Raw genomic sequence first — 12259 nt, 5'->3', positions numbered from 1 at the left:
CCCCCGGTGACGGCGGCCCGCCCCCGCGCGGCGCGCTCCCGCTCGAGCACCCGAACGGCCGGTCCCAGACCGCGACGTCGGGGTCCGCCACGAGGTCGGCCACCTGGCGCCCCAGCGGCGCACCGCCGCCCGCAGGGTGGAGCCGACCGGGACCCCCGGGTGGTCCCGGGACCGCGGCGGGCCGGGCGGCCGGCTGTGCGCGGCCGGGGTCGGAGCGCCCGGCCTGGCCGTCATCCGGGTCCGTCCTCGGCGGGGCGCTCAGCGGGGCGTACGTCACCACCCGTGCCGAGGGCCGACTGCGGGTGAGGATGGCCCGATGAGCGACCAGCGGACGGCCCTCGTCCTCGGCGGTGGCGGCATCACCGGCATCGCGTGGGAGATCGGCGTCCTCGCCGGCCTCGCCGAGGCCGGTGTCGACCTCGCCGGCGCCGACCTCGTGGTGGGCACCTCGGCGGGCTCGGTGGTCGGCGCGCAGCTCACCAGCGGCGCGGACCTCGAGGCGCTGTTCGCCCGCCAGCTCGAGCCGCCCACCGGCGAGACCGCGGCCCGGATGACCCGCGCCGCGCTGGCCCGCTACGCCTGGGCGGGTGCTGCGCAGCCGAGGGGACGACGTCGGGTTCCGCCGGCGGGTCGGCGCGCTGGCGCTCGCGGCGGAGCAGGCCGGGCTGACCCCGACCGAGCGGGAGCGGCTCGACGTCATCGGCTCGCGTGTGGTCAGCCGGGAGTGGCCCGACCGCGACCTGCGCATCACCGCCGTCGACGCGGCTACCGGCGAGTTCCGCGTCCTCGACCGCTCCTCCGGCGTGCCGCTGCTGCAGGCGGTGGCCGCCAGCTGCGCCGTCCCGGGCGTGTACCCGCCGGTGACCATCGACGGCCGCCGCTACGTCGACGGCGGCATGCGCTCGGCGGCCAACGCCGACCTCGCCGAGGGGTACGACCGCGTCGTCGTCCTCGCGCCCGTCCCGCGCGGCGTCGGGCCGCTGGCCAGCGTCGACGCGCAGGTCACCGGCATGGTCGCGCGGGTCGCCGTCGTCGCCCCGGACGCGGCCAGCCGCCGCGCCATCGGCCGCAACGTGCTCGACCCCGCCGCCCGCGCGGGCTCGGCGCGCGCCGGCCGCGGGCAGGCCGCCGGAGTCGTCGCGGAGGTCACCGAGGTCTGGCAGGGCTGAGCCCCGCGCTCGGGTGACCGGATCGGCACGCGCAGCTCCGACCGCCACCCGCCCCCGGCGTTTCGCCTCCTCGCCGCGCGAGCGCCCCTTCCCGTCCACGTTCCCGGGCTCGGATCGTCCGGGGGCCGACGGCGAGGGTCGCCGTCCGAGCCCCGGGGAGAGAACCCATGCGAGCTGCCCACCGCCGCACCGCGCTGCTCACCGCGACCGCCATGACCGTCCCGCTGCTGCTGGCCGGGCCGGCCGCCGCCGCTCCGGAGCGGGAGGAGACCGGCCCCGGCGCCGACGAGCTGCTCGTCATCGGCCACCGCGGGGCCTCCGGCTATCGGCCCGAGCACACGCTGGGGGCCTACGAGCTGGCCGCCCGGATGGGTGCGGACTACATCGAGCCCGACGTCGTCAGCACCTCCGACGGCGTCCTGGTGGCCCGGCACGAGAACGAGATCTCCGGGACGACGGACGTCGCCGAGCGGCCCGAGTACGCCGACCGGCGCACCACCAGGGTGATCGACGGGGTGGAGCTGACCGGCTGGTTCACCGAGGACTTCACGCTGGAGGAGCTGCGGAGCCTCCGGGCGGTCGAGCGGCTGCCCGACCTCCGCGAGGAGAACACCGTCTACGACGGCCTCTACCAGGTGCCGACCCTCGACGAGGTGCTCGAGCTGCGCGAGGAGCTCAGCCGCGAGCTGCGCCGGGAGGTCGGCGTCTACATCGAGACCAAGCACCCGACCTACTTCGACTCGATCGACCTCTCCCTCGAGGAGCCGCTGGTCGAGGACCTGGAGGAGGCCGGGCTGGACCGCCGCGACTCGCCGGTGTTCCTGCAGTCCTTCGAGACCGCCAACCTGCGCGAGCTCGACGAGACGGTCGACGTCCCCCTCGTCCAGCTGCTCTCCGCGACCGGTGCGCCGGCCGACCTGGTGGCCGCCGGCGACCCGCGCACCTACGCCGAGCTCTCCTCGGCCGAGGGGCTGGCGGAGATCGCGCAGTACGCCGACGGGGTGGGCCCGGAGAAGGGGCAGGTCATCCCGCGGGAGGCCGACGGCACCCTCGGCGAGCCGACGTCCCTCGTGGCCGACGCGCACGCCGCAGACCTGCTCGTGCACCCGTACACCTTCCGCAACGAGAACGAGTTCCTGCCCGCCGACCTGCGGGACGCCGGCGAGGACCCCGGCGACTACGGCCGGGCGATCGAGGAGCAGCTCGTGTTCTGGGAGACCGGCATCGACGGGGTGTTCACCGACAACCCCGACACCGGCGTCGTCTCCCGGGACCTGCTCGAGGACTGAACCGGGCGGAATGCCGCGTGGCACCAGGGGCGTTCGGCCGGGCGTGAAGGTGGAGATCTGGTCCGACGTCGTCTGTCCCTGGTGCCACATCGGCAAGCGCCGGTTCGAGGCCGCCCTGGAGCGGTTCGCGCACCGGGACGCCGTCGAGGTGGAGTGGAAGTCCTTCGAGCTCGACCCGGGCGCGCCCTCGGCCGCGGCGGGCGAGGACGTCTCGCCGACCGAGTACGCCGAGCGGCTGGCGAGGAAGTACGGCACCTCGGTGCTCGGCGCGCAGCAGATGACCGACCACATGACCCAGCAGGCCGCCGCCGAGGGGCTGGACTTCCGGTTCGACCGGGCGGTGCGCGCCAACACCTTCGACGCCCACCAGGTCATCCACCTGGCCGGTGAGCGCGGGGTGCAGGACGCGGTGAAGGAGCGGCTGCTGACCGCCTACTTCAGCGAGGGCGAGGCGGTCGGTGACCGCGCGACGCTGGTCCGGCTGGCCGCCGAGGCCGGCCTGGACGCCGACGAGGTGCGGGCGGCGCTGGAGGACCAGCGCTACGCCGGCGCGGTGCGGGCCGACGAGGCCGAGGCCCAGGCGCTGGGCATCAGCGGCGTGCCGTTCTTCGTCGTGGACCGCAGGTACGGCGTCAACGGCGCCCAGCCGGCCGACGCGCTGCTGCAGGTGCTCGAGCGGGCCTGGGCCGAGCGCACGCCGCTCATCCCGGTGATCAGCGGCGGCGAGGTCTGCGGCCCCGACGGCTGCACCGTCTAGCGCTCTCCGGCGGCGATCATGGCGCCGTGACCACGTCCTGAGCTCCGGGCCTGGTCACGGCGCCATGATCGTCTGCGGGGTCTCCGCTCAGCGGGGGCCGAGGTGGCGCAGCAGCGTCTCGCCGATGTCGCGCATCGCCGCGACCTGCTCGGGGGAGAGCTGGTCGAACAGGTGGGTGCGCACGCCCTCGACGTGGACCGGGGCCGCCGCCTCCAGGGCCGCGAACCCGTCGTCGGTGAGGACGGCGAGCTGGCCGCGGCCGTCGTCCGGGCAGACCTGCCGGCGCACCCAGCCGCGCTCCTCCAGCCGCGAGACCGCGTGCGACAGGCGACTCCGTGAGGACAGGCAGCGGTCGGCGAGCTCGCTCATCCGCATCATGCGGCCCTCGGTCTCGGACAGGGCGACGAGGATCTCGTAGTAGGCGTGCGAGATGCCGGTCGCGTGGGTGAGCTCCCGGTCGAGGCGGTCCTGCAGCAGCTGGCTGCTGTAGAGCCAGGCGCGCCAGGCGTGCTGCTCCTCGGCGTCGAGCCAGCGCGGCTCCCCGGGGGACGAGCCCGGGTTGCCGGGGACGAGCGACACGTCGGCGGTCATGTCCTCCAGGGTACTGGCGGAATAGATGAACCCTCAACTATGCTGGGGCGAGCAGAAAGTCAAACGCTCAACCACCTGGAGGCACACCATGACCACCGCCACGCAGATCCCCGGCTACGTCGTCGGCACCTGGGACATCGACGCCAGCCACTCGACGGTCGGCTTCTCCGTCCGCCACATGATGGTCAGCAAGGTCCGCGGGTACTTCACCAAGTTCGCCGGCGAGATCGTCACCGCCGAGGACCCGGCGCAGTCCACCGTGACCGCCACGATCGACATGGACTCGATCGACACCCGGCAGGAGCAGCGCGACGCGCACATCCGCTCCGCCGACTTCTTCGACGTGGGCAACCACACCCACATGACCTTCCGCTCGACCGAGGTCCGCACCGACGGTGCCGACTGGACCGTCGTCGGCGACCTGACCATCAAGGGCATCACCAAGCCGGTCGAGCTCGCCCTCGAGCTCAACGGCTTCGGCCCCGACGCCTACGGCGGCTTCCGTGCCGGCTTCTCGGCCAAGACCGAGATCTCCCGCAAGGAGTTCGGCGTCGACATCGACATGCCGATGGACGGCGGCGGCGTCGTCGTCGGCGACAAGATCACCGTCGAGCTCGAGATCGAGGCCGTGCTCCGCGCCGCCTGAGGAGGAACCCCTCTGCCCCCACGCCTCGCCGGCTCGGCGCGGGACCCTGCAGGGGGACGGCTCCAGCGCCTCGAGGGCCCCGGGCGATCCGCCCGGGGCCCTCGCCGCGTCCCGGGAACCCCGTCACCGCCTCCGACGTCTGCCAGGTCACACCGTGCGGCACGGCGCTCCGTCCTCCGTCCCGCGTGGCGGGGGAGGGGTGCGGCATGCGGGTCCTCGTCGTCGGAGCCGGCATCGCCGGGCTGTCGGCCGCCCTGCGACTGCGTCAGCTCGGTGGATCGCCGACGGTGGCGGAGGCCGCGCCCCGGCCCCGAGGCGGCGGCTACATGATCGACTTCTTCGGTCCCGGCCTCGACGCGGCCGACCGCCTGGGGCTGCGCCCCGCACTGGAGCGCATCCACGCGCCGATCGAGCGGCTGGTGTTCGTCGACGGCTCCGGTCGACCGCGGGTGGCCGTCGGCTATCCGGCGCTGCGCCGCCGCGCCTTCGGCGGGCGGCACCACAACTTCCTGCGCGGCGACCTGGAGGCAGAGCTGTACTCCGCGGCGCTGGACGCCGGCGTCCGGCTGTCCCACGGGCGCAAGGTGACCGGCGTGCAGCCGGCCGCGGCGGACGGGAGCCCGGTCCTCGTGCGCTGCGCCGACGGCGCCGAGGAGGAGTGGGACGTCGTCCTCGGCGCCGACGGGGTCCACTCGCGGGTGCGCAAGGACCTGCTGGAGCCGGACGAGTGGAGCACCCGCGACCTCGGCCACGCCGTCTGGGCCTGGCTCCTGGACGGCAGCCTGCGCGGGGTCCGCCGCGAGGACTTCGTCACGCTCACCGCACCCGGACGCATGGTGGCGGTCTACCCCGTGGACGAGGGGCGCACCGCCGCCTTCCTCGTGCACCGGTCACCCGACGGCGGGGGTGAGGCCGGTGCCGACCTCCCCGGGACGCTGCACGACCGCTTCGGCGACCTCGGTTGGCTCGTCCCCGAGCTGCTCGCGGCGCTCCCCTCGGCCGTGGACCGCTACACCGACCGGACCGTGCAGGTCCGCGCACGGGTGTGGCACCGCGGCCGGGTCGCCCTGCTCGGCGACGCGTGCTGGTGCGTCTCCCTGCTCGCCGGGCAGGGGGCGTCGCTCGCGATGGCCGGCGGTGTGGCGGTGGCCGAGGAGCTGGCGACGGTGTCGGCCGTCGCGGACGTCCCCGCCGCACTGGACCGGGTCCACGAGCGGCTCGAGCCGCCCGTGGCGCGGCTCGCCGAAGCGGGCGCCCGCACGGCTGCCTGGTTCGTGCCCGAGGAACGGTGGCGGATGACGGTGCGGGACTCGTCGCTGCGCGCATCGGCGTGGCCGGTCATCGGCCCGGTGCTCGGCCGGCGGTTCGGACTCGTCCGCCCGGCCACGTAGGCCGCTGCGGGTGCGGCTGGACGCGGCCGGGGAGACTGGACGGCATGACGACCTCCACCCTGACCCGCACGCGCTTCCCGTCCGCCGTCCTGGTCGCCGTCGGCCTGGCGGCCGGCTTCGGTGTCGCGCAGGCCACCGGGGTCCGGGCGCTCGGCGGCGCACTGTTCATCGGCGCCGGGCTGGGGGCGGCGTGGCTGTGGGTGACGCACCGCGGCTGGGCCGTGGCTCTCGGTCTCGGGGCGCTCTACGTCGGCGCCTTCGTGCTCGCCCACGTGCTGGCCCTCGGCGTGGGGATGGCGTCCTGGCTGGCGGTGGCCCTGGTGACCCTCGTCGCTGCCGGGGTGACCTACGCGGTGGCGGACCGGGCCTGACACGCCTGCTCGGGCTGGCGCGCAGGGACCTCGGTCGGCCAGGCTGACGGCGTGACGACGCGGGCCGGCCGGGGGCGGCTGCCGGCGGCCCTGTGGCCGGCCCTCGTCGGGGGTGCGTTCTTCGGCCCGGTCATGCAGGTGTCCGAGGTCCTGCTGTTCGGCGAGGTCTGGCGCTGGGCGGAGGTCGCCGTACGCAGCGCCCTCTACACCGTGGGCGTCGCGCTGTTCGCCGCGGTCGCGTTGCGGGTCTCCGCCACCGCCCGGGACCAGGCCGACGTCGGGAGGGCGGTCTCGACGGGCGTCCTGCCCCAGGACGCCGACGGGGAGTGGCAGGGGCGACTGACCGCGGAGCGGCGCCGGTTGCAGGCCAACCGGACGGCCGTGCCGGGCCTCGCGGGTCTCGCCGCGGTGCTGGTCGCCGTCGTGACGCTGCTGCCGGCGGGGCCGGGCGGTGCGGGCTGGCTCCTCGCCGCGGGCCTGGCGCTGGCCGGCGGTCTGCTGGCCGTCCGGGAGCGCAGCCGCCTGCGGACCGTGGAGCGGATGCTGGGGGAGCTGGCGGCGTCCGAGGGTGAGTCCGCTCACGTCGGGGACCGGCCGCCGAGCGCCTAGCATGGGAAGGTCACCGGGCCGGCGGCTGTTGACCCTGGTGTCTGGGCGCTCCGCAACAGAGACGGACGCGCCGACCCCCTGATCTCCCCCGAGGTGCCCTCCCGCATGCCCACTCGCGACGACCTGCGCAACGTGGCGATCATCGCCCACGTCGACCACGGCAAGACCACCCTGGTCGACGCTCTCCTCCGCCAGGCAGGTGCCCTCGGGCGCGCCAAGGGCGAGGGGACGGACAACGACTCCACGCAGGACCGCGTCATGGACTCGATGGACCTCGAGCGTGAGCGCGGCATCACCATCCTCGCCAAGAACACCGCCATCCGGCTCGCCGACGCGGACGGCAACCCGGTCACGGTCAACATCGTCGACACCCCCGGCCACGCCGACTTCGGCGGCGAGGTCGAGCGCGGCCTGTCGATGGTGGACGGCGTCGTGCTGCTCGTGGACTCCTCCGAGGGCCCGCTGCCGCAGACCCGCTTCGTGCTGCGCAAGGCGCTGGCCAAGCAGATGCCCGTGATCCTCGTGGTCAACAAGACCGACCGCTCCGACGCGCGCATCGCCGAGGTCGTCGACGAGACCTACGAGCTGTTCATGGAGCTGCTCGAGGACAACGGCCTGGACACCGACGCGCTCGAGTTCCCCATCGTCTACAGCAACGGCAAGACCGGGCAGGCCTCGCTCACCCGGCCGGCCGACGGCACCAGCCCCGACAGCCCCGACCTCGGCCCGCTGGTCACGACGCTGCTGGACACCATCCCGGCGCCGACCTACGACGCCGAGGAGCCGCTGCGCGCGCAGGTCACCAACCTCGACGCCTCGCCCTACCTCGGCCGGCTGGCCTTGCTGCGCATCCACTCCGGCACCATGAAGAGCGGCCAGCAGGTCGCCTGGTGCAAGACCGACGGCTCGATCCAGCGCGTCAAGATCACCGAGCTGCTGGTCACCGAGGGCCTCACCCGCACCCCGGCCGAGAGCGCCGGCCCCGGCGACCTGGTGGCCATCGCCGGCATCGAGGACATCATGATCGGCGACACCCTCGCCGACCCGAACGACCCGCGCCCGCTGCCGCCGCTGACCGTCGACGAGCCGTCGATCTCGATCACCATCGGCATCAACACCTCGCCGATCTCCGGCCGGTCGGGCAAGAAGCTCACCGCGCGCCTGATCAAGAACCGCCTCGACCAGGAGCTGGTCGGCAACGTCTCGGTGCGCATGCTGCCCACCGAGCGCCCCGACACCTGGGAGATGCAGGGCCGCGGCGAGCTGGCCCTGGCCATCCTCGTCGAGCAGCTGCGCCGCGAGGAGTTCGAGCTGACCGTCGGCCGCCCGCAGGTGGTCACCAAGACCATCGACGGCAAGCTCCACGAGCCGGTCGAGCGGGTCACCATCGACACCCCGGGCGAGTACGTCGGCACGCTGACCCAGGCCCTGGCCACCCGGCGCGGGCGCATGGAGAACCTCGTCCACCACGACACGGGCTGGGCGCGGATGGAGTACATCGTACCTTCGCGCGGCCTCATCGGGTTCCGCACCGAGTTCCTCACCGAGACCCGCGGCACCGGCGTCCTCAACCACAACCTCGAGGGCTACGAGCCGTGGATGGGCGACATGCGCGCCCGCCCCACCGGCTCGCTGGTCGCCGACCGGCAGGGCGTCGCGACGTCGTACGCGATGTTCTCGCTGCAGGAGCGCGGCTCGATGATGGTCGCCCCGGGCACCGAGGTGTACGAGGGCATGATCGTCGGCGAGAACTCCCGCCCCGACGACATGGACGTCAACATCACCAAGGAGAAGAAGCTCACCAACATGCGGTCCTCGACCGCGGAGGAGCTCGAGCGGCTGGTCCCGCCGCGCATCCTCAACCTGGAGCAGGCGCTGGAGTTCTGTGCCGAGGACGAGTGCGTCGAGGTCACGCCGGCCGCCGTCCGGGTGCGCAAGGTGGTCCTCGACCAGACCGAGCGCGGCAAGGCGAAGAACCGCAAGCCGAAGTCCTGAACCCTCATCCAGAGGCCCCGTCCGGCGCGTCCGGGCGGGGCCTCTGGCGTGTCGCGCGCCGGGTGCGCGGGTCCGTTGACACCCCTTGCGCGGCCTCCCTAGCGTCGGGCGGCGTTCTGGGGCCGCACCACGGGGGAGCCGAGCGCACGCCGTCCCAGGCGCGGGGCTCGGGCAGTGGTCCTGCCACCGCGCGACGACGCCGGTGGACCGCCCACGGACACCGGAGTACCCATGCCCGGACAGCCGCCGCCCGCCCCCTCCGCCCGGCGCCGCCGGCGCCGCCGCTCGCTGGTCGCCGTGCTCGGCGCCGGCCTGCTGGCAGGCGGCCTCGCCGCCCCGGCGGGCGCGGCCGAGGACCCGGGCAGGGGGGACGGCGGTCCGCGCACGAGCGTCGAGCCCTTCGGCGCCACGCCGGACGGCACCGCCGTCGAGCGCTGGACCCTCAGCAACGGCGAGGCGACGATGCGCGTGCTCACCTACGGCGGTGTCATCCAGACCCTCGAGGTGCCCGACGCCGACGGGGACGTCGACAACGTCGTCCTCGGCTTCCCCGACCTCGAGGGCTACCTCTCCGAGGACGACCCCTACTTCGGCGCGCTCATCGGCCGCTTCGGCAACCGCATCGCCGAGGGCCGGTTCACCCTCGACGGCGTGACGTACCAGCTGCCGCTCAACGACGGCCCCAACACCCTGCACGGCGGTCCCGGCGGCTTCTCGGAGCGGGTCTGGACCGCAGCCGACGTCAGCGACGACGAGGTGGCCGCCCTGCAGCTGCAGCTGGTCAGCGAGGACGGCGACCAGGGCTTCCCCGGAACGCTCACCACCACGGTCACCTACCGCCTGGACGCCGAGTCGCGGCTGACCGTGCACTACCAGGCCACCACCGACGCCCCCACCGTCGTCAACCTGACCCAGCACACCTACTGGAACCTGGCCGGCGAGGGCTCCGGGGACGTCTACGACCACGAGCTGCAGATCGACGCCGGCGGCTTCACGCCGGTCGACGAGACGCTCATCCCCACCGGCGAGATCGCCCCGGTGGAGGGCACGCCCTTCGACTTCCGCGAGCCCACCCCGATAGGCGCGCGGATCCGCCAGGCCGACCAGCAGCTGCTCTACGGGCAGGGCTACGACCACAACTGGGCGCTGGACCGCGAGGACGACGGTGCGCGGGAGGGCTCGGACAGCGAGGACGGCCTCGAGGAGGCGGCGGCCGTGCACGACCCGGACAGCGGCCGGACGCTGACCATCTCGACGACCGAGCCGGGCATCCAGTTCTACTCGGGCAACTTCCTCGACGGCACGCTCGTGGGCACCGGCGGCCGGATCTACCGGCAGGGCGACGGGCTGGTGCTGGAGACCCAGCACTTCCCGGACTCGCCGAACCAGCCGGAGTTCCCCTCGACGGTGCTGCTCCCGGGCGAGGTCTACGACAGCACGACGGTCTTCGAGCTGACGTCCTGAAGGTCCCGACGCCCCGGTGGCGGTTTCCGCGAAAACCGCCACCGAGGGTGTCGTGACCGCCCCATGACCGGACGTGACGGCGGGCCGGGGGACGGCGACCCGCCCGGGACACGCTCACCGGGACGCGCCCCCGCGGCTGCCTACGTTCTCCTCGGGGCCGTGTCGGCGGGCCCGGGGGATCGACGAGGAGGCGACGCTGATGAGGACCACCCGGCACACGCTGGCGGCCGAGGGGCACCGCGGCGGGATCGACGTCCGGGTGAGCCTGCGCAGCGACGTGGGGTCCGGTGAGCAGGCGTTCGACGGCGCGTGGTTCCCGCGCAGCCGCGACCTCGCCGTCGAGCTGCCCGAGCTGGTCGCCGCACTGGACAAGCGGGGGTTGCGCGTCGAGCGCTTCACCTACCCCCTCGACGCCTGGTCCCCGGCGCCGCGCAAGGTCGTCGTCGGCGGGCGGGTGGTGCGCACCGGCGGCTTCCGCAGCATGGACGCCGGGGTCGTCTGCCTGACCTGGGCCGGCGGCACCCGGCGCGCCGACCTGCTCGTCGTCCCCCCGGAGACCGACGTCATCACCGGGGCCCGGGCGCTGCGGCTGTGCACCCGCCGCGGCCTGCCGCGCTCACCGCAGATGGTGCTGGCCGCCGCCCGGTCGACACCGCTCCCGCAGGTGCCGGACGCTCTGTCGTACACCCCGGCGGTCTGAGGAGGCCTGCGCCGACAGCGAACCGGCTGGACGGCGGGGGAGCGGCCGGGCTGAGCTGGGGACGTGCGACTGCTCGTCCTCGGCGGGACCTCCTCCCTCGGCCGGCACGTGGCGACGGCGGCCCTCGACCGCGGTCACGAGGTGGCGACCTTCACCCGCGGCGTCTCCGGGGACCCGCCCGCCGGCGCCCGCGCGCTGCACGGCGACCGCGACGATCCCACCGCGCTGCCGGAGGCCCTGGACGGCTGGACGCCCGACCTGGTCGTCGACACCTCCTGCCAGTAGACGGACCCCCGTGCCCCCCGGCACTCGCACGCTCGCGCCGGGACCTTGCACGGGGGCCGGCAGCCTCAACGCCTACGCGAACTGGCCGCCCGGCCCGATCGGCCCCGAGGACGAGGAGCCGACCTGGGGGACCGACGACGACGAGTACGGGCCCGTCAAGGCCTCCGCCGAGCGGGTGATCGGTGCCGCGGTGCCGGGCCGGTTCCTCACCGCGCGGGCCGGGCTGATCGTCGACCCCGACGACCGGGTGGACCGGCTGGGCTGGTGGCTGCGGAGGATCGCGCGGGGCGGGCGGGTCGTCGTCCCGGCCGAGGGGTGGCACCAGCCGATCGCCGCCGTCGACGTCCGCGACCTCGCCGGCTGGCTGGTGGCGATGGCCGAGCAGGGCGAGTCCGGTGCGGTCAACGCCACCGGCCCCGCCGGGATGACCACCCTCGGCGGCCTGCTCGAGCTCTGCAGGGAGGTGACCGACGGGGACGCGGAGTGGGCGCCGGTGCCGGAGGCGGACCTGCTGGCGGCCGGCGTCGAGCCGTGGCTGCACCTGCCGCTGTGGCTGCCGGCGGAGGTGGCCCGCACCGCCTGGGACGTCGACACGAGCCGCGCGCGCCGGCTCGGGCTGCCCAGCGGGCCGCTGGCGCAGACCGTTGCCGACACCTGGGCCTGGCTGCGGGGGGTCGACGAGCTGCCGCCCCCGCCGCACGGTCTGCCCCGACCCGGCCTGCCGGCCGACCTCGAGACGGCGCTGCTGGCCGGGCGCTGACAGCGGTTCTCGGGTGGGTGAGGGAGTAGGTCGACTGGCGAGATCGGCGGTCTCGCACGCATCTCGCCGCTGCGCGCGCACGAACCGCCGACCGATCAGCACACCTGCTGTGAGACGGCGAGGGGGGGGGGGGGGGGGGGGGGGGGGGGGGGGGGGGGGGGGGGGGGGGGGGGGGGGGGGGGGGGGGGGGGGGGGGGGGGGGCGGGGGGGGGGGGGGGGGGGGGGGGGGGGG

The 12259-nt window shown here is 74.9% G+C and carries 13 protein-coding genes and 1 pseudogene; 13 read left to right on the top strand and 1 reads right to left on the bottom strand.

Going from position 1 to position 12259, the window contains the following annotated elements:
• Positions 1-316: 316 nt before the first annotated feature.
• The 4 genes and pseudogenes from ACI78Z_RS16365 to ACI78Z_RS16350 form a co-directional block, all read left to right on the top strand.
• A pseudogene (locus ACI78Z_RS16365) lies at positions 317-463 on the top strand (patatin-like phospholipase family protein); the annotation flags it as partial.
• A gap of 124 nt (positions 464-587) precedes the next feature.
• Positions 588-1169: a patatin-like phospholipase family protein gene (locus ACI78Z_RS16360; RefSeq protein WP_457037596.1), complete on the top strand. Its 582-nt coding sequence runs from the start codon at positions 588-590 to the stop codon at positions 1167-1169.
• Positions 1170-1336: 167 nt separating this feature from the next.
• Entirely contained in the window at positions 1337-2458 is a 1122-nt protein-coding gene (locus tag ACI78Z_RS16355; RefSeq protein WP_457037595.1) for a glycerophosphodiester phosphodiesterase, read from the top strand.
• Positions 2459-2501: 43 nt separating this feature from the next.
• Entirely contained in the window at positions 2502-3215 is a 714-nt protein-coding gene (locus ACI78Z_RS16350; protein ID WP_457037594.1) for a DsbA family oxidoreductase, read from the top strand.
• Between the two features lie 87 nt (positions 3216-3302).
• Here ACI78Z_RS16350 and ACI78Z_RS16345 read toward each other — a convergent pair whose 3' ends face one another.
• Entirely contained in the window at positions 3303-3806 is a 504-nt protein-coding gene (locus ACI78Z_RS16345; RefSeq protein ID WP_457037593.1) for a MarR family winged helix-turn-helix transcriptional regulator, read from the bottom strand.
• Between the two features lie 88 nt (positions 3807-3894).
• Between ACI78Z_RS16345 and ACI78Z_RS16340 the strand changes: the two genes are divergently transcribed.
• The 9 genes from ACI78Z_RS16340 to ACI78Z_RS16300 all read left to right on the top strand — a co-directional run bounded on the left by ACI78Z_RS16340 (position 3895) and on the right by ACI78Z_RS16300 (position 12027).
• Positions 3895-4452, top strand: coding sequence for a YceI family protein (locus tag ACI78Z_RS16340; protein WP_457037592.1), 558 nt, complete (start codon positions 3895-3897; stop codon positions 4450-4452).
• Between the two features lie 206 nt (positions 4453-4658).
• Positions 4659-5843, top strand: coding sequence for an FAD-dependent monooxygenase (locus tag ACI78Z_RS16335; RefSeq protein WP_457037591.1), 1185 nt, complete (start codon positions 4659-4661; stop codon positions 5841-5843).
• A 44-nt stretch (positions 5844-5887) separates the two neighbouring features.
• Positions 5888-6214 carry a hypothetical protein gene (locus ACI78Z_RS16330; protein WP_457037590.1) on the top strand — a complete coding sequence of 109 codons (327 nt, stop codon included), beginning with the start codon at positions 5888-5890 and terminating at the stop codon, positions 6212-6214.
• Between the two features lie 51 nt (positions 6215-6265).
• A complete protein-coding gene (locus ACI78Z_RS16325) occupies positions 6266-6823 on the top strand; it encodes a hypothetical protein (protein ID WP_457037589.1) in 558 nt (185 codons plus the stop codon).
• Positions 6824-6928: 105 nt separating this feature from the next.
• Positions 6929-8818, top strand: a complete 1890-nt coding sequence (gene typA, locus ACI78Z_RS16320) for a translational GTPase TypA (protein ID WP_457037588.1) — start codon at positions 6929-6931, stop codon at positions 8816-8818.
• 231 nt (positions 8819-9049) lie between these two features.
• Positions 9050-10282: an aldose epimerase family protein gene (locus tag ACI78Z_RS16315; protein ID WP_457037587.1), complete on the top strand. Its 1233-nt coding sequence runs from the start codon at positions 9050-9052 to the stop codon at positions 10280-10282.
• 199 nt (positions 10283-10481) lie between these two features.
• A complete protein-coding gene (locus tag ACI78Z_RS16310) occupies positions 10482-10982 on the top strand; it encodes a DUF5994 family protein (RefSeq protein WP_457037586.1) in 501 nt (166 codons plus the stop codon).
• Positions 10983-11045: 63 nt separating this feature from the next.
• On the top strand, positions 11046-11267 hold the full coding sequence (locus tag ACI78Z_RS16305) for an NAD-dependent epimerase/dehydratase family protein (RefSeq protein WP_457037585.1): 222 nt from the start codon (positions 11046-11048) through the stop codon (positions 11265-11267).
• Positions 11268-11277: 10 nt separating this feature from the next.
• Positions 11278-12027 carry an NAD-dependent epimerase/dehydratase family protein gene (locus ACI78Z_RS16300; protein WP_457037584.1) on the top strand — a complete coding sequence of 250 codons (750 nt, stop codon included), beginning with the start codon at positions 11278-11280 and terminating at the stop codon, positions 12025-12027.
• Positions 12028-12259 lie beyond the last annotated feature (232 nt).

This window comes from Geodermatophilus sp. SYSU D01176 (assembly GCF_054050015.1).
The sequence above is the reverse complement of the archived record's forward strand: the minus strand, read 5'-3'. Positions and strand labels throughout refer to the sequence as shown.